Genomic DNA, 16,065 nt, shown 5'->3' with positions numbered 1-16,065 from the left:
CTATAAATGTCATCAAGAAACTCAATGACAGTGGGGTGGCCCGTGTTCGATCCGGTGCATCTGCGGACATTCCTGGCGGTCGCGTCGACGCTGAACTTCACTCAGGCGGCGCAGCAGCTGGGCATCAGTCAGCCGAGCGTCAGCCAGCACGTCCGCCGGCTCGAGGAGGCGGCCGGCCGGCAGCTGCTGCTGCGCGACACCCGCGTCGTCACGCTCACCGACAACGGCGAGGCGATGGCCGGCTTCGCCCGCTCGATCCTCGCCGTCCACGACGAGGCGGCCAGCTACTTCACCGGGACGGCGATGCGCGGCCGGCTCCGCTTCGGCGCGGCCGACGACCTCGCGCTGGCCCAGCTGCCCGCCGTCCTGCGGGCGTTCCGGCAGCTGCACCCGCGGATCAACCTGGAGCTGACGGTCACGCAGACGCGCACGCTGATGCGCCGGCTGGAGGCCAACCAGCTCGACCTCGTCTTCATCAAGGAGTTCCCCGACGAGACCGTCGGCCGGGTCGTCCGCCGCGACCGTCTCGTCTGGATCGGACTGCCCGGCACCCAGGTCCGGCCGGACGAGCCGATCCCGCTGATCACCTACACCGCGCCGTCGGTCAGCCGGGTGACGGCGCTGCGGGTGCTTGCGGAGTCCGGGCGCAGCTGGAAGATCACCTGCAAGACGCTCGAGGTGAACGGCGTCCTGGCCGCGGCCCGCGCCGGCATCGGCGTCGCGGTCTTCCCCAGCAGCCTCGTCCCGGCCGACCTCCAGGCCCTGCCCGCGTCGGTCGGCCTCCCCGAGCTCGGCGACATCGACTTCACGCTGCTGTCGAACCCGCGGTCGCCGGTCGAGCCGGTCGAGGCGCTCACCTCCGCCATCCTCGGCCAGCCGTTCGCCGCCCGAGCCGCCGCACCCTGAACCCGCGTTGATCTTGGAGTTGTTCGGCCATCTATCGGACAATTCGTCCTGCGATTGCCGAACAACTCCAAGATCAACTTGGCTCGGGCCAGGTGATGGCGGCCTTGACGAAGCCGGGCGCCTTGTCGACCAGGGCGGTGAAGGCGGCGTCGACGTCGTCCAGCGCGAAGCGGTGGGTGATCAGGGCGCCGACGTTGATGCGGCCGGCGGCGACCAGGTCGAGGCCGCGACGGACGCTGTCGCGCAGCCGGTCGCGGTCGCGGACGTGCGCGTTGACGACGTCGATGGACTTGAAGTTCCACGTCTTCAGGTCGACGGTGCGCGGGCCCTGGTGGTAGCCCATGATCGACAGCACGCCGTGCGGCCGCACCAGCGTCGTCGCGAGGTCGAGTCCCGGCGCGGTGCCGGACGCCTCGACGACGACGTCGAAGGCGTCGGCGTACGCGGGCCCCGCCGCCTCGCCCGGCGCCACCACGGCGTCCGCGCCGTGGATCAGTGCCTGGTCGCGCGCGTCCGGCCGCGGGTCGATCGCGACGACCTGGCGCGTGCCCGCGTGCCGGAGCAGCTGCAGCAGCACCAGCCCCATGAACCCGGTCCCGACGACGGCGACCCGGTCGCCGGTGTCGAGCCGGGTCCGGCGCAGCGCCTCGACGACGCAGCCGAGCGGCTCGCCGAGCGCCTCGGCCGGCTCCAGCCCGGGCGGGACGACGACGAGGTCGCGGGCGTCGGCGATGGTGTGGTCGGCGAACGACGCGTCGACCCGGCCGGTGACGACGTCGCCCGGCCGCACCGCCGAGACGTCGGGGCCGGTGGCGACGACCTCGCCCACCGGCTCGTGCCCCAGCGCCAAGACGCCGGCGCCGTCGCCCGGTCCCGCCGTCCACTCCGCCACCTCGCTGGCGCAAACACCGCTGACCAGCAGCCGTAGCAGCACCTCGCCGTACCCCGGCTCGGGCAGGTCCACGGACCGGACGGCCGACGTCCGCGGAGCGGTCAGCTCGCTCCGTCGCGTCTGCATCGCGCTCACCGCGCCGGGTAGGCGATGGTCGACATGAGGGCGTTGGCCGCCTGCCGCGAGTCCAGTCGCGTGTGCTGCACCACGACCGGCACGTCACTGTGCAGGACGACGCTGTAGTCGACGCCCGCGGGGACGCCGAGCGCGCCGAGCTGCTGGTGGAACGCCCGCCGCGCCGGGACGGGCAGGACGTGCGGGCCGTCGGGATCGCGGTCGGTGAAGTACACCCACAGCTCGACGGCCGCGTCCGCCGGCCCGGTGTTGAGGATGCAGACGCTCTCGTGACTGGCCAGCGCCGGGTCGTCGCCGCTGCTGCCCGGCGGGATGTACCCGTCGGCGACCACCCACACCGTCGAACCGATCTCCTCCACAAGGCCTCCTCGGAAGTCAGAAGTCGTTGGCGCTCTTCGCCATCAGCCCGCCGTCGCAGACCAGGTGCGACCCGGTCACGTATGACGATTCCCCGGACAGCAGCCACAGAACCGCCGCGGCCACCTCGTCCGGCCGGCCGAGCCGCCCGAGCGGGATCTGGGTCGCGGCCGCCGCCCGCAGCCGGTCCGGGTCGGCGCCCCCGGCGGTGAGCATCGCGGTGTCGGTCGCGCCCGGAACGACGGCGTTGACGCGGATGCCGTACGGCGCGTAGTCGAGCGCCGCCGACCGGACGAACGCCGACACCCCGCCCTTCGACGCGGCGTAGGCGCTGTTGCCGCCGCCGGAGTGCCCGACGAAGGCGGCCGGCGACGATGTGCAGACGACCGAGCCGCCGCGCCCCGCATCGACCAGCCGGCGCAGCGCCTCACGGCAGGTGAGGAACACGCCGACCAGGTTGACGGCCACCACGCGCTCCCAGTCGCCGGCCGGGAACTCGTGCAAGGCGGCGTTGACCTCGATGCCGGCGTTGGCGTACACCGCGCCCGGGTCGCCGACCGCCGCCGACACCGTGTCGAACGCCGCGGCCACCGACGACTCGGACGCGACGTCGCACCGCACGGCCACGGCGCGCGCCGCCCCGGCGGTCAGCGCCTGCTCGGCCACCGACGCGGCCGCCGCCTCGTTCACGTCCAGCGCCGCCACCCGTGCTCCGCGCGCGGCCGCCGCCAGCAGCACCGCCCGGCCGATGCCGGAACCGGCCCCGGTGACGGCGACCGTCTCAGCCCACATCGTCGCCGGCTCCGCGCGGGGCGAGGTGGATGTGGATGTGCCGCTCGACGGCGTCGAGCACGGCGTCGCGGTCGCCGCCGCGCAGGACGTCCAGCAACTCCTGGTGCTGCCGGGCGACCTCGGCCGGGTCGTCGTGCGCCGGTGCGTCGCGGCGGAAGTACGCCCGCACCCGCGGCTGGATGGTCTTCCACATCTGCAGGCAGTGCCGCTGCTCGGAGCGGGTGATGACCAGCTCGTGGAACCGGATGTCGAGGTCGGCCAGCCGTTCGGCCTCGCCCGCCGACGCAGCGGCGAGCATGTCGTCGACCATGCCCTGCAGGGCGTCGAGGTCGTCGTCGGTCAGCTTGTCCAGCGCCTTGCCGAACGCGAACCGTTCCAGGGTGATCCGGATCGGCACCAGCACCTGCTCGACCTCGTCCTGTGAGACGCCGAGCACCTCGCTGCCGCGGTACGGATAGGACGCGACCAGCCCCTCCTGCTCGAGCTGGCGCAGCGCCTCGCGGATGGGGGCGCGGCTGGTGCCCAGCTCGGCGGCGAGGTCGAGCTCGATCAGCCGGTCGCCCGGTTTGAGCCGGCCGCTGGTGATCGCCTCACGCAGGATCTCGGCGACGTGCTCGCGCCGCGACAGGCTCGGAACCCGGCGCAAGCCCAGCCCGCTCATGGAAGACCTCCGCCGTTTCGAGGGTGCATGGCCATGATCCTAGAGCATATGAGCGACTGTCGACAATCGGCCGTCGACCCTGCTACGGTCCCGCTCTACGAAACCCACCGGCCATCCCGACGAACCGAGGAGCCGACCATGAACCTGCGTCACCGTGGGACCGCGCTGGTCGCGGCGGGTGCCGTCATCACCGCGCTGGCCGCGTGCAGCAGCGGCGACCAGTCCGCCCGTCCGGAGGAACCGGCGGCCGACGACGCCGCGGTCGCCGCCGCCGAAGAAGCCGCGCTCGCGGCAGCCGACGGCGAGGAGCTCGGCGGCAGCGTGACGATGCTCGGCGTGCTGGGCGGCGAGGAGCTCGACGCGTTCCTCAGCGTGGTCGCGCCGTTCGAGGACGCCACCGGCATCGAGGTGCGCTACGAGGGCACCCGCGACTTCGCCGCCGTCCTGCAGACCCGCATCGACGGCGGCAACCCGCCCGACCTCGTCGCCACGCCGGCCATCGGCGAGATGGCGGCGCTGGCCGAGCAGGGCGCCCTCGTCGACCTCGCAACGGTGGTCGACGACGCCGTGCTCAGCGCGAACTACCCGGCCAGCATGCTCGAGACCGGCACGGCCGGCGGCGAGCTGTTCGGCCTGTACAGCACCGTCAACCTGGGCGGCCTGATCTGGTACGACCCGCGCCGCTACGACGGCCCGACCGAGCCGGAGAGCTGGGACGAGCTGCAGACCTGGGCCGCGGAGAAGGCAGCCGCCGGCGAGACGCCGTGGTGCGTCGGGCTGGAGAGCGGCGCCGCGAGCGGCTGGCCGGCCGCGGACTTCATCGACGAGATCCTGCTCCGCCAGGCCGGTCCGGAGTTCCACCGCGCCTGGCGCGAGGGCGCCGAGCCGTGGACGTCGCCGCAGGTCGCGCAGGCCTACCAGACGTACGGCGAGATGATCGCCGACGGCATGGTCTACGGCGGCACGACGACGGTGCTCAGCACCGACTTCTCCCAGGCGGCCAACCCGATGTTCGCGCCGGAGCCCGGCTGCTACCTGCTCCAGCAGGCGACGTTCATGGGCGGCATCATCACCGACGCGTTCCCCGACCTGGTGCCGGGTGAGGACCTCGACTTCTTCCCCGCGCCGGACTTCAATCCCGAGCATCCGGGCATCTCCTCGTTCTCCGGCGAGATCCTCGGCCTGGTCAACGAGACGCCGCAGTCGGCCGCGCTCACCCGGTACCTCGCCTCCACCGAGGCGGGCACGCTGGTCGCGGCGACCGGCCGCTGGCTGTCGCCGAACGTCACGGTGCCGGCCGACGCGTACGAGGACCCGTTCCTGCGCCGCGCTCAGGAAGTCCTGACCGCGGCGGAGGCGACGTACCCGCTGGGCAACTCGCTGATGCCGCAGTCCGAGGTGGACGCGTTCTGGCAGTCCGGGCTGGCGTTCGCGCAGGAGCCGGGCGACCTGGACGCGATCCTGCAGGGCATCGAGGACGCCCGGGGATGATCGCCGATCGCATCGTCCTCACGCTGGCGGCGACGGCCGTGATCGTCGTCGCCGGCTGGGCCTACCTGCGCCTCGGCGACCGTGCGCTGGCGGCGCTGCCGCGGGGCGCGTACCGGCGGCTGGTGCCGTGGCTGTTCGCCGGCCCGGCGGTCGCGATGGTGCTGCTGGCGCTGGCCTTCCCGGCGGTCGTCACGGTCGGGTGGAGCTTCGTCGATGACGACGGCGGGTTCGCGGGGTTCGCCAACTACACGCAGACGCTGTCCGACGAGGTCACCCGCGTCGCGCTGCGCAACACCGTGCTCTGGGTGGTGCTGCTGCCGACGCTCGCGGTGCTGGCCGGGCTGGCCATCGCCGTGCTGGCCGACCGGGTGCGCTACGGCGCGCTGGTCAAGGCCGCGCTGTTCCTGCCGATCGCGATCTCGGCCGTCGCGGCCGGGGTGATCTGGAGCTTCATGTACGACTACCAGCCGCCCGGCGCCCCGCAGACCGCGACGTTGAACGCCGTCGTGACGGCGCTGGGCGGCGAGCCGGTCGCGTGGATCGTCGACACCGCGACGAACAACTACGCGCTGATCGGCGCGACGCTGTGGACGCAGGCCGGGTTCGCGATGGTGATCTTCGACGCGGCACTGCGCTCGGTGCCGGGCGAGCTGCTGGAGGCGGCCCGGCTGGACGGCGCGTCGGAGTGGGCGGCGTTCCGGCACGTCACGCTGCCGTTCCTGGTGCCGACCGTCGTGGTCGTCGCGACGACGATGACGGTGACCGCGCTCAAGGCGTTCGACATCGTGTACGTGATGACCAACGGCAACTACGGCACCGACGTGCTGTCGACGGTCATGTACCGGGCGCTGTTCACCGCGAAGGACAACGGGCTGGCCGGGGCGGTCGCGACGATCCTCATGCTCACCGTCGTGCCGATCATGGTGTTCAACGTGCGGCAGTTCCGGCGGGAGAGCGCGGCGGCATGACGGCGGCGGGAGCGGTGCGCGTGCGGCCGGCGTGGTGGCGGCGGGTGCCGTTGCACGTCGTGGTGGTCGGCGTCGCGGTGATCTGGGCGGTGCCGCTGCTCGGCCTGGTGGTCAGCGCGTTCCGGCCGTCGTGGGCGGTGCTGTCGTCGGGGTGGTGGGAGTCGTTCGCGCTGCCCGGCGACTACACGCTGGAGAACTACCGGCGGGTGCTCGACCGCGACGGCATGGCGTTGAGCCTGTTCAACAGCCTCGCTGTGGTGGTGCCGGCGACGGTGCTGACGGTGGCGCTCGGCGCGGCCGCGGCGTACGCGCTGGCCGGCATGCGGTTCCGGCTGCGGTCGGCGGTGCTGCTGACCGTCGTCGCGCTGATCATCGTGCCGATCCAGATCACGCTGGTGCCGCTGCTGCGGGTGTTCAACACGCTGGACCTCACCGGTAGCTTCCTCGGCATCTGGCTGGTGCACCTGGGCTTCGGGCTGCCGTTCGCCGTCTACCTGCTGCACAACTTCTTCGCCGCCATCCCGCGCGAACTGTTCGAGGCGGCGGAGATGGACGGCGCGAGCCGGAGCCAGATCTTCCTCTCCATCGTGCTTCCAGTGGCCCGGCCGGCGCTCGCGGCGCTGGCCATCTTCGACTTCGTGTGGACGTGGAACGACCTGCTGGTCGCGCTGATCTTCCTCGGCGGCTTCCGCGATGTCGCGCCGATGACCGTCGCGGTGTCGCAGCTGGTCGCCTCGCGCGGCGACGGCTGGGAGATCCTCACGTCCGCCGCCGTGCTGTCCGTGCTGGTGCCGATGGCCGTGTTCGTCGCGCTGCAACGGCACTTCGTCCGCGGCCTGCTGGCCGGTGTCTCGAAAGGATGACCTGACCATGACCTTGCGGATCGGCTTCGGCCGGACCGACCTCACCCCGCCGCTGGGCGTCGAGCTGGCCGGCTTCGGCCCGTTCCTGCGCCGCCGGGCGACGTCCGTGCACGCCCCGCTGTACGCCCGGGCCGTCGCGGTCGCCGGTGCCGACGGCGGGCGCTGGGTGCTGGTCAGCTGCGACCTGCTGGGCGTGGCGGCCTCGATCGTCGACGACGTGGCCGCGCGGGTCGCCGCCGCGACCGGCTGGCGGCCGGACGAGGTCGTCGTCCACGCCACGCACAACCACTCCGGCCCGGCCACCGTCGAGAACGTGGGCTGGGGCGCGCCGGACGAGCAGTACGTCGCGGGGGTCGCGGACCTCATCGCCCGCGCGTGCGTCGCGGCGGTGCGCGGGCTCGCCCCCGCGACCGTGCGGCACGCCGTCGTCCCCCTAGAGGAGTTCGCGCACAACCGCATGCTGCCGTCGCGCGACCCGGCACTGATCGATTCCGGCGTGCACGTGCTGCGGGTCGACCACGACGGCGCGCTGGCCGGGTTCGTCGCGTCGTACTCGTGTCACCCGGTGATCTGCTGCGAGTCGACGTCGGCCGTGCACGGCGACTTCCCGGGCGAGGCGCTGCGGATCGTCGAAGCGGCGCACCCCGGCGCGACCGGGGTGTTCCTGCAGGGCGCGCTCGGCGACGTCAACCCGCTGTACGCACACGGCCCGGCGGACGAGTCGATGGTCGCGCTGGAGCTGTTCGCCGGCCGGTTCGCCGACGCCGTCACCGCCGGCATCGCCGGGAGCACCCCGGTCGAGGACGACGCCGTCGCCGTCGTCAAGCAGGAGATCCCGTACGAGCTGGCCCCGTACGACCTCGATGAGCTGCGCAAACGCCGCGACGAGGGCGACGACGTCACGTCCCTGTCGCTGCGCCGCACCGTCGCCGCGCTGGAGGAGGGGCGAGAGGTGCGCCGGCCGCTGTGGGTGCACGCACTGCGGCTCGGCCCGCTGACGCTGCTCGGCTACAACGTCGAGGTGTTCGACGGCATCAAGCGGCGGCTGGTGGAGGCGCTGGGCGAGCACTGCCTGGTGCTGTCGACGACGAACGGCTGGCTCGGCTACGCGCCGACGCACGACGCGTACGAGCCGCCGGCCGACCCGTACCCGGCCTACGAGGTGCCGATCATCGCCGGTCACCTGCCGTTCCGGCCGGACATCTCGGACGACCTGGTCGCGGCGGGGGTGCGGGCGGCCGGGCTGCTCCGCGGGTCCGCCGATCCGGAGTGGTGGCGCGGCGCCGTCGTCTACGAGTGCCACCTGCCCAGCTTCCGCGACGGGTCCGGCGACGGCATCGGCGACCTGGAGGGGCTGATCGAGGGCCTGGACTACCTGCGCGACCTGGGCGTCGATGCGGTCTGGACCGGGCCGTTCTTCCGGTCGCCGCTGCTGGACCAGGGCTTCGACGTGTCCGACTACCTCGACGTCGAGCCGGTCTTCGGGACGCTCGGGACGTTCGACCGGCTGGTCGCCGCCGCCCATGAGCGGGGCATCCGGGTGATCGTCGACTACATCCCGAACCACACGTCCGACCAGCACCCGTGGTTCGTCGCGTCCCGCTCGTCGCGAGACGACCCGAAGCGGGACTGGTACATGTGGCGCGACGAGCCGAACAACTGGACCAGCGAGGCCGGCGGCTCGGTGTGGGAGTACGACGAACCGACCGGGCAGTACTACCTGCACTCGCACCTGGTCGAGCAGCCGGACCTCAACTGGCGCAACCCCGAGGTCCGCAAGGCGCTGCTGGACGTGCTGCGGTTCTGGCTGGACCGGGGTGCGGACGGCGTGCGGATCGACGTCGCGCACATGCTGATGAAGGACCCCGAGTTCCGCGACAACCCGTCGGCGCCCGAGGGTCATCACAACGTGTTCGACCTGCAGCATCCCGACTTCGGCACCCAGCTGCACGTCCACGACCGGCGGCACCCGGACACCTTCGCGGCGCTGGCCGAGATCCGCGCCGTCGCCGACGAGTACGCGGGCGGCCGCGTGACGATCGCCGAGATCGAGGCGATGCCGTGGGCGGACTGGGCCGCGTACTACGCCGCCGGGATGCACCTGCCGTTCCCGTTCCGGCTGCTGGAGACGCACTGGCGGGCCGACCTGCTGCGCTCGGAGCTGGAGGCGTTGTACGCGGCGCTGCCGGACGGCGCCTGGCCGATCGTCGCACTGGGCAACCACGACCGGCCGCGGCTGGCGACGCGGCTGGGCCCGGCGCAGGCGCGGGTCGCGGCTGTCCTGCTGCTCACGCTGGCCGCGACGCCGTGCCTGCTGTACGCCGACGAGCTGGGCATGACCGACCAGCCGGTGCCGGTCGATCGGCAGCGCGACTACTTCGCCCGCACCCACGGCGGCGTGAGCCGGGACCCGTCCCGTACCCCGATGCCGTGGACGGACGGCGCGACCGGCGGCTTCTCCACGGCGGACGAGTCGCGGCTGTGGCTGCCGGTGTCGCATGACGTCGCGACGCTCAACGTGGCCGCTCAGCTGGCCGATCCGGCGTCGATGCTGCGGCTGTACCGGGCGCTGACCCGGCTGCGGCACGCGTCGCCGGCGCTGCGTCGCGGCTCGATCGCGTTCGCCGGCGGAACCGACTCGGTCCTCGCCTACACCCGGTCCGCGGGGAGCGACCGGAAGCTCGTCCTGCTCAACCTGACCGACCGGCCGGCGACGGTGCCGTCGTCCGTGACCGGGCGGGTGGTGCTGTCGACGACCGGCGCGGCGCCGCGGCCGGTCGCGGGGACGGAGCTCGAGCTGGCCGCCGGCGAGGCGGTCGTCATCGACGTGGAGAGGGATCATGCGGATCACTGACATCAGGGCGGCCGGACTGCGCGGCGCGACCCCGAAGGGCGGCTGGGCGCGCGAGCTGGACCCGGACGACAACGTCCACACGCTGGTCGCGGTGCACACCGACGAGGGCGTCGTCGGCATCGGCAGCGTGTTCTCCAGCGAGGCGCTGGTGCGGGCGGCGCTGGAGACGCTGCGTCCGCTCGCCGTCCGCGCCGACCCGCGAGAGCCGGACCGGGTCAGCCAGATCCTGCACGAGCACACGTTCTGGCTGGGCCGCGGCGGCGCCGTCACGCACGCCGTCAGCGGCATCGACATCGCGCTGTGGGACATCCTCGGCCAGGTCACCGGGCTGCCGGTCAGCACGTTGCTGGGCGGGCGGTACCGCGAGCGGGTCCGGCCGTACGCGTCGGTGCTGATGGACGACCCGCCGGTGCTGAAGGACGACCTCGCCCGGCTGGTGGCGCTCGGGTTCACGGCGTTCAAGATCGGCTGGGGCGCCTTCGGCCGGGTCGGCGACGCGGTGGACGAGGAGATCGTGCGGGCCGCGCGCGAGACCGTCGGGCCGGACGCGCTGCTGGCCGTCGACGCCGGCGGGTCCGACGCGTTCTGGGCTCGCGGCCTGTCGTGGGCGGTGCGGACGTCGGACATGCTGGCCGGCTACGACGTCGCCTGGTTCGAGGAGGCGCTGCGACCCGATGACGTCGAGGGCTTCGTCTCGCTGCGGTCGCGCTCGCGGGTGCCGATCTCCGGTGGCGAGGTGCTGACCCGGAGGCAGGACTTCCACCGGTTCCTCACCGCCGGCGCCTTCGACCTCGTCCAGCCCGACACGACGAAGGGCGGCGGGCTGTCCGAGTCGCGCCGGGTGGCCTGGCTGGCCGGCGAGTACGGCGTCGGCTTCGTCCCGCACGGCTGGAACACCGCCGTCGGGCTGGCCGCCGACCTGCACCTGGCGGCGGCGCTGCCCGGGACCGAGCTGGTGGAGTACAAGACCGGGTCGGCCTACATCGACGAGCTGGCCGCGGGCGGGTTCGCGCTGGACGCCGACGGGCTGCTGCCGGTGCCGTCGTCGCCGGGGCTCGGGGTGCGGCTCGACGCCGACGCGCTGGAGCGGTACGCGCCGGGCCATTCCCTCTTCTCTGACGCAGGCCCGCGATGAGCGGCGTCGCGCTGCCGGCCGTGCTGGGCGGTGACCCTGTCGTCACCTCGGCGAACGACCCGGTGTGGCCGGAGGTCGGCGGCGTCGAAAGCGCGATCCTCGGCGAGGTCACCGACGGCGGGCAGTGGGTCGGGTATGCCAACCACCCGGCGAAGTGGCGGGCGGTGCTCGAGCAGGTCGTCGCCGACACCACCGGCTACCGGTACGGCGTCGGCCAGCCCAACGGCACCCTGGCGATCGCGAGCGGGCTGCGGGCCCAGCTGTTCGCCCGGGGTGCATCGCGTGCGTCGTGGGCGCAGGGGCGGGACGAGGTGCTGGTGGCGGACCTGACGCACGCGTCGGCGCATCACGGCGTCGTGCTGGGCGTGGCCGCGCAGCTGGGCCGGTCGCCGCGGCTGGTGCCGATCCCCGCCAAGCTCGACGCGACGATGGACGAGGAGGTCGCGGCGGAGTACTTGGCGCGGCACGCGGACCGGGTGCTGGCCGTCGTCCCCGCGACCATGTACGGCAACTTCGGCGCGATCGACCGGTTCGCCGCGCTCGGCCGTCAGTACGACGTCGTCGTCCACCACGACAACGCGCTCGGCGGCGCGGCCCGGTTCGACGGCGATGGGGCGCCGACGGCGTCGATCTCCGGCCAGGGCGGCGGCAAGGCGGCACCGTCGTGCGAGGGCGGGCTGACCGTGACCTCGGACCCGGAGTTGGCCGCGCTACTGCGCGCCGACACCGACTGCGGCACCGGGCCGGGCCGCCTCGACCCGATCCCGTACGCCGAGGTCGGGCCGATGATGGCGGGCAACCAGCGCATGGGCGAGCAGCCGGCGGCGCTGCTGCTGGTGCAGTGGCTGCGCGCGCTGCACGCCCGGCTGGTGATGCGGGAGAACCGGCGGCTGATCCGCTCGCTGATCGCTGATGCCTCGGTGTTCCCGGAGCCGGTCCTGTGGAACCCGCCGCCGGACGCGGAGTACCCGCCGTTCTTCGCGCTGTACCTGTCCTGCACCGATGCGCTCGAGTCGTCGCTCGGCCTGACGCCGAAGGACCTGCGGGTGGCGCTGGCCGCGGAGGGCGTCTGGGCCGAGGCCGGCTTCACGCCGACGCACCTGGACCCGGCCTGGCGGCACTGGGCCGAGGGCGTTGATCTTTCCTACGACGTGTCCGCGCGGGTGGTCGAGCGGGCGGTGTTCGTGCACACCAAGTTCCTGCGCGATCCGCGGTTCCCGGACGTCCTGGCCGAGATCTTCCGCCGGGTGGTCGCGCACCGTGACCGGCTGCGCGGCATCGGGGACGGGCGGCCGGAACCGGCGTGGTGAGCTCACTTCGGCGGGAAGCCGCCGGCGAAGTCGAGGCCGCGGCCGGCCCAGCGGTGCAGGTCATCGTCCTCGGCCAGTGCGGTGGCGTCGACGACCAGCCAGCCCTTCATCGGGCGGCCGGTCAGGTCGAAGATGCTTGCGCCTGGCTCGCCGAGCGCCGCCTCGTGCTCGTCGGCGGGCAGCCGGACCAGCAGGTCGTCGTGGTGGACCGCGCAGGCGAGGTTGCCGTTGACCAGGAACGCGAGGCCGCCGAACATGCGCTTCTCGGTGACGTCGAGGCGGTCGGCCACGACCTCGCGGATGCGGGCGGCGAGCCCTTCGTCGTACGCCATGGCCTCAGCCTGCCAGCCGGGCGGGCGTCGTGGGGTAGGCCTGCCGCATGCCGTTATCGTGCCCGATAGGTTCGGGGGGTGGGCAAGGTCCTGTGGCATGTGACGATGTCGGTCGACGGCTTCATCGCCGGGCCGGAGCACGACATGGACTGGGTGTTCGAGCAGCCGGCGCCGCCGGAGGCCTCGGCCGACGTCGTGCCGCGGGTCGGCGCGATCCTCTCCGGCCGGCACACCTACGACGTCGGGCAGCGTGACGTCGGCAAGGGCAGCGGTGAGGCGTACGAGGGCGCGTGGTCGGGCCCGGAGTTCGTGCTGACGACGCACCCGCCCGCCGCGGCGGAGGACGGGCCGGCGTTCCTGTCCGGCGACATTCTCGCCGCGGTCGCGACGGCCCAGGCCGCGGCCGGCGACGGCGACCTGCTGGTGCTCGGCGCCGACGTCGCCCTGCAGTGCGTCGAGGCCGGGCTGGTCGACGAGCTGCTGGTGCATATCGCGCCGCTGCTGCTCGGCGACGGCATCAGGCTCTACGGCGGGCCCGGCCGCGACCGCGTCGACCTCGAGCTGGTCGAAGCCGCCGGCACGGTGCTGCGCTACCGCGTGGTCAAGCCCTAGCCGCGCGGCGGCGAGACCGATCCCTCCAGCGTGTGTGTGCACGGCAGCAGGATCTGCCGTTCGTAGTCGCCCTGCGGGTCGGTGATCAGCGACGTCAGCAGCCGGACCGCGCGCCGCCCCATAGCGTTGCGCGGCACCTGCAGCGACGCCCACTCGCGGCCGCCGACCTCGCCGCCCGGATCGTCGACCAGGAGGACGACGGAGAGGTCGTCGGGGATGGACAGGCCACGCAGGCCGGCCATGGCGGTCAGCACGCGCAGCAGGCCGACCGACTCGACCATGACCACGGTCGCGCCGGCATCGAGGACGCCGTCGAGCCACTGGGCGGTCAGTTCGTCGGGCCGGTCGTAGGCGGGCTCGGGCACCGGGAGCCCGAACCGGCCGAGCGCGCTGCTGAAGCCGTCCCAGCGGTCGACCTGCGGCTCGTCGCGGAGGGCGTCGCCGAGGTAGGCAAACGTGCGGTGACCCATGGCGACCAGTTCGTCGACGATGCGGCCGGTGCCGGACCGGTAGTCGCCGCCGACGTAGCTGATCTCGGCGCCCGACACCTCGCGGTGGCCGATGTAGGCGAACGGGTAGCCGTCGGCGGCGAGGTGGGCGAGGTCGTCGCGGTGCGGGTGGTAGCCGAGCAGCAGGCTGCCGGTCGCCTGCCCCAGGCGGTTGAGGTTGTCCTGGTAGATGCGCCGGACGCCGTCCTCGTCCTGCGCCGCCGTGAACAGCACCAGGTTGTGGCCCTCGGCGCCGGCCTGCACCTCGATGCCGCGCAGGAACTCGAAGTAGTAGTCGCGGGCGCTGGTCGGGAAGATCGGTTCGAACGTGTGCACGCCGAGCAGCAGCGGCGAGGCCAGCTGCCGCGCCGCCGCCTGCCGTGACCCGGCCTGCCGTGACGCTGCCTGCCGCGCGGTCGCCTGCCGAGTCGCGACCTGCCGGGTGACCGGCCAGCCGACCCGCACGCTCTGGGCCGCCGGAATGTAGTCCAGCTGCCGGGCCGCCTCGAGGACGCGCCGCTGGGTCTCTGGCGAGATGCGGCCGAGGTCGCCCGCGCCGGTGAGCACCATGGACACCGTCGACTGCGAGACGCCGGCCTCGCGGGCGACGTCGGCCTGCCGCGACCGGCGGCTGCCACTGGTGCGCTCGCTCTCGGAGTCGGTCACCGCTGTGTCACCCCCGTGTCAGTTGCCGGCCGGCAGAATGGCGTCGCCGAGCACGAGCTCGCGCCGGAGCGCGGCGTACTCGACGTCTTGGACCGCGACCTTATCGGTGATCGCCTTCCCCGCGGCGACGCCGGCGGCCTCGCCGAGCATCATGAACACCGGCTCCATACGGGCCGACGCGAACGCTGCGTGCGACGCGGAGATGGCCGACGCGACCAGCAGGTTGGAGCACTCGCCGGCCCGCGGCACCAGCGCGCGGTAGGAGACGCCGAACGGCGCGGTGAGCGGCTGCTGGACGTTGCCCTCGTTGCGTGGCTGCCCGTCGACGAGCACCCGCTTCGCGTTGTGGGAGTCCATGACGTACGAGGCCAGCGCGACCGGGTCGGCGGCCCGGGACCCGCCGGTGGCGTCGTGCTGGGTGATGACGTAGGCGGACACCATGCGCCGCGCCTCGCGGATGTACAGCTGCGCCGGCCAGTGCGAGCTGTCGGCGAACTCGCCCGGCGCCAGCCCGAACCGGTTGGTCTCGGCGCGCACGTCCGCCGGCAGCCGCGGGTCGGTGGCCAGGAAGTGCAGCAGCCCGGCCTGGTAGCGGACGTGGTCCTGGAAGATCTCCTCGCGCCGGGCGTAGTCGCCCTCGGGCCAGTCGTAATTGGCGCCGATGTGGTCCGACGAGAACGCGCCGTGGTTGTTCATGTCGTAGACGTCGCCGCGGACCCGGGTGGTGCGGCCGAACAGCTCGTAGCCGCCGGCTTCGACGTAGCGGCGCAGCAGCTCGTAGCGGGCGGGGTCGTAGCCGGCCGGCCGCGGGAACGGCAGCCGGCCGGGCGCGGTGGTGACGTGCAGCCGGAAGTTGTACGCCTGGATGCGCCGGTCGCCGTCGCCGACCTTGCCGTACGGGTCGGCCGAGATGCCCGGCAGTAGCCCGGACGCCGGCTCGCCGGGCACGACGTACGGGTCGACCGGTAGGTCGAACTGGTGGTTGACGCTGTGCCGGACGCCGGCGACCGTCTCGTCGTAGACCGAGGACGCCTCGCGGCCCAGCGTGTACGTGACCCCCGCCGCGGCCAGCAGGTCGCCCTCGTAGGAGGCGTCGACGTAGACCTTCGCGCGGTACCCGCTGCCGTCGTCGGTGCGCAGCTCGGTGATGCGCTCGCCGTCGCGCTCGGCCGACGCCAGGTGCCGCCGCCGGTGCACCGTGACGCCCGCCTCGGCCAGCCAGCGCTCGAAGACCTCCTCGCCGACGTGCGCCTCGACGTCCCAGTGCGGCGCGGGTGCGCCGTAGGCCGCCGCGACGTCGTCGTAGAACGACCTGGCCAGGCCGCCGACCGTGCGCGCGTCGCCGACGTCGGTGGTGCCGAGGCCACCCGTGGTCATGCCGCCGACGTGGTCGCCGAAGGCCAGCAGCACCACCGACTGCCCGCCGCGGGCGGCCCGCACCGCCGCCACGACGCCGCCCGACGTGGCGCCGTAGACGACGACGTCGGCATCGGCGTCCACGGGTGGGCCGTCGGGTGGATGGTGGTGGCGCAGACCGGGCAGCGCGGGTTCGGGCGTCATGGATGAGGTTCTAGCATCAGCAACATCGACTTGTCCATCGCTG

Annotated in this window: 15 protein-coding genes; 8 read left to right on the top strand and 7 right to left on the bottom strand. The window is 73.2% G+C overall.

Annotated features, from left to right (window positions below):
* Positions 1–42: 42 nt before the first annotated feature.
* A complete protein-coding gene (locus BLV05_RS01300) occupies positions 43–906 on the top strand; it encodes a LysR substrate-binding domain-containing protein (RefSeq protein WP_046772458.1) in 864 nt (287 codons plus the stop codon).
* A 73-nt stretch (positions 907–979) separates the two neighbouring features.
* On the opposite strand, the gene BLV05_RS01295 is transcribed toward BLV05_RS01300, so the two are convergent.
* Genes BLV05_RS01295 through BLV05_RS01280 form a run of 4 tightly spaced genes read right to left on the bottom strand, consistent with a single transcriptional unit; the run spans position 980 to position 3,743 of the window.
* Positions 980–1,924, bottom strand: a complete 945-nt coding sequence (locus BLV05_RS01295; RefSeq protein WP_046772479.1) for a zinc-binding dehydrogenase — start codon at positions 1,922–1,924, stop codon at positions 980–982.
* Positions 1,925–1,929: 5 nt separating this feature from the next.
* Complete coding sequence (locus BLV05_RS01290; RefSeq protein WP_046772457.1) at positions 1,930–2,292, bottom strand: sensory rhodopsin transducer; 363 nt, start codon at positions 2,290–2,292, stop codon at positions 1,930–1,932.
* 16 nt (positions 2,293–2,308) lie between these two features.
* Positions 2,309–3,082 carry an SDR family NAD(P)-dependent oxidoreductase gene (locus BLV05_RS01285; protein WP_046772456.1) on the bottom strand — a complete coding sequence of 258 codons (774 nt, stop codon included), beginning with the start codon at positions 3,080–3,082 and terminating at the stop codon, positions 2,309–2,311.
* Positions 3,072–3,743: a GntR family transcriptional regulator gene (locus tag BLV05_RS01280; RefSeq protein WP_046772455.1), complete on the bottom strand. Its 672-nt coding sequence runs from the start codon at positions 3,741–3,743 to the stop codon at positions 3,072–3,074. The genes BLV05_RS01285 and BLV05_RS01280 overlap by 11 nt, the downstream gene beginning before the upstream one ends.
* A 138-nt stretch (positions 3,744–3,881) precedes the next feature.
* Here BLV05_RS01280 and BLV05_RS01275 point away from each other — a divergent pair, with 138 nt between their 5' ends.
* From BLV05_RS01275 to BLV05_RS01250, 6 genes are read left to right on the top strand one after another with little or no spacing between them, the layout of a single operon-like run.
* Complete coding sequence (locus tag BLV05_RS01275; protein ID WP_046772454.1) at positions 3,882–5,234, top strand: ABC transporter substrate-binding protein; 1,353 nt, start codon at positions 3,882–3,884, stop codon at positions 5,232–5,234.
* Positions 5,231–6,202, top strand: coding sequence for a carbohydrate ABC transporter permease (locus BLV05_RS01270; protein WP_052763113.1), 972 nt, complete (start codon positions 5,231–5,233; stop codon positions 6,200–6,202). The genes BLV05_RS01275 and BLV05_RS01270 overlap by 4 nt, the downstream gene beginning before the upstream one ends.
* A complete protein-coding gene (locus BLV05_RS01265; RefSeq protein ID WP_046772453.1) occupies positions 6,199–7,065 on the top strand; it encodes a carbohydrate ABC transporter permease in 867 nt (288 codons plus the stop codon). Before BLV05_RS01270 ends, BLV05_RS01265 begins: the two co-directional genes overlap by 4 nt.
* Before the next feature lie 7 nt (positions 7,066–7,072).
* On the top strand, positions 7,073–9,919 hold the full coding sequence (locus tag BLV05_RS01260) for a neutral/alkaline non-lysosomal ceramidase N-terminal domain-containing protein (protein ID WP_052763112.1): 2,847 nt from the start codon (positions 7,073–7,075) through the stop codon (positions 9,917–9,919).
* The gene (locus BLV05_RS01255; protein WP_046772452.1) at positions 9,906–11,054 is read left to right on the top strand and encodes a mandelate racemase/muconate lactonizing enzyme family protein; all 1,149 of its coding nucleotides are present in this window, start codon (positions 9,906–9,908) and stop codon (positions 11,052–11,054) included. Before BLV05_RS01260 ends, BLV05_RS01255 begins: the two co-directional genes overlap by 14 nt.
* Positions 11,051–12,364 carry a DegT/DnrJ/EryC1/StrS family aminotransferase gene (locus tag BLV05_RS01250; RefSeq protein WP_046772451.1) on the top strand — a complete coding sequence of 438 codons (1,314 nt, stop codon included), beginning with the start codon at positions 11,051–11,053 and terminating at the stop codon, positions 12,362–12,364. The genes BLV05_RS01255 and BLV05_RS01250 overlap by 4 nt, the downstream gene beginning before the upstream one ends.
* Positions 12,365–12,366: 2 nt before the next feature.
* Here BLV05_RS01250 and BLV05_RS01245 read toward each other — a convergent pair whose 3' ends face one another.
* Positions 12,367–12,696: a TfoX/Sxy family protein gene (locus BLV05_RS01245; RefSeq protein ID WP_046772450.1), complete on the bottom strand. Its 330-nt coding sequence runs from the start codon at positions 12,694–12,696 to the stop codon at positions 12,367–12,369.
* Positions 12,697–12,774: 78 nt separating this feature from the next.
* On the opposite strand from BLV05_RS01245, the gene BLV05_RS01240 reads away from it, so the two are divergent.
* Entirely contained in the window at positions 12,775–13,308 is a 534-nt protein-coding gene (locus BLV05_RS01240) for a dihydrofolate reductase family protein (protein ID WP_052763111.1), read from the top strand.
* Here BLV05_RS01240 and BLV05_RS01235 read toward each other — a convergent pair.
* Together BLV05_RS01235 and BLV05_RS01230 are read right to left on the bottom strand one after the other, a co-directional pair.
* The gene (locus BLV05_RS01235) at positions 13,305–14,462 is read right to left on the bottom strand and encodes a LacI family DNA-binding transcriptional regulator (RefSeq protein WP_046772449.1); all 1,158 of its coding nucleotides are present in this window, start codon (positions 14,460–14,462) and stop codon (positions 13,305–13,307) included. The two genes, BLV05_RS01240 and BLV05_RS01235, sit on opposite strands and share 4 nt — an antisense overlap.
* Positions 14,463–14,480: 18 nt before the next feature.
* The gene (locus BLV05_RS01230; protein ID WP_052763110.1) at positions 14,481–16,022 is read right to left on the bottom strand and encodes an FAD-dependent oxidoreductase; all 1,542 of its coding nucleotides are present in this window, start codon (positions 16,020–16,022) and stop codon (positions 14,481–14,483) included.
* Positions 16,023–16,065 lie beyond the last annotated feature (43 nt).

The organism is Jiangella alkaliphila, assembly GCF_900105925.1.
Taxonomy (GTDB): domain Bacteria; phylum Actinomycetota; class Actinomycetes; order Jiangellales; family Jiangellaceae; genus Jiangella; species Jiangella alkaliphila.
This window is presented reverse-complemented; position numbering and strand designations above follow the sequence as displayed.

Coding starts and splice junctions, on each gene's coding strand:
- BLV05_RS01255 (WP_046772452.1), top strand. CDS start 9,906: ATGCGGATCACTGACATCAGGGCGGCCGGACTGCGCGGCGCGACCCCG.
- BLV05_RS01230 (WP_052763110.1), bottom strand. CDS start 16,022: ATGACGCCCGAACCCGCGCTGCCCGGTCTGCGCCACCACCATCCACCC.
- BLV05_RS01260 (WP_052763112.1), top strand. CDS start 7,073: ATGACCTTGCGGATCGGCTTCGGCCGGACCGACCTCACCCCGCCGCTG.
- BLV05_RS01270 (WP_052763113.1), top strand. CDS start 5,231: ATGATCGCCGATCGCATCGTCCTCACGCTGGCGGCGACGGCCGTGATC.
- BLV05_RS01295 (WP_046772479.1), bottom strand. CDS start 1,924: ATGCAGACGCGACGGAGCGAGCTGACCGCTCCGCGGACGTCGGCCGTC.
- BLV05_RS01250 (WP_046772451.1), top strand. CDS start 11,051: ATGAGCGGCGTCGCGCTGCCGGCCGTGCTGGGCGGTGACCCTGTCGTC.
- BLV05_RS01265 (WP_046772453.1), top strand. CDS start 6,199: ATGACGGCGGCGGGAGCGGTGCGCGTGCGGCCGGCGTGGTGGCGGCGG.
- BLV05_RS01285 (WP_046772456.1), bottom strand. CDS start 3,082: ATGTGGGCTGAGACGGTCGCCGTCACCGGGGCCGGTTCCGGCATCGGC.
- BLV05_RS01275 (WP_046772454.1), top strand. CDS start 3,882: ATGAACCTGCGTCACCGTGGGACCGCGCTGGTCGCGGCGGGTGCCGTC.
- BLV05_RS01245 (WP_046772450.1), bottom strand. CDS start 12,696: ATGGCGTACGACGAAGGGCTCGCCGCCCGCATCCGCGAGGTCGTGGCC.
- BLV05_RS01280 (WP_046772455.1), bottom strand. CDS start 3,743: ATGAGCGGGCTGGGCTTGCGCCGGGTTCCGAGCCTGTCGCGGCGCGAG.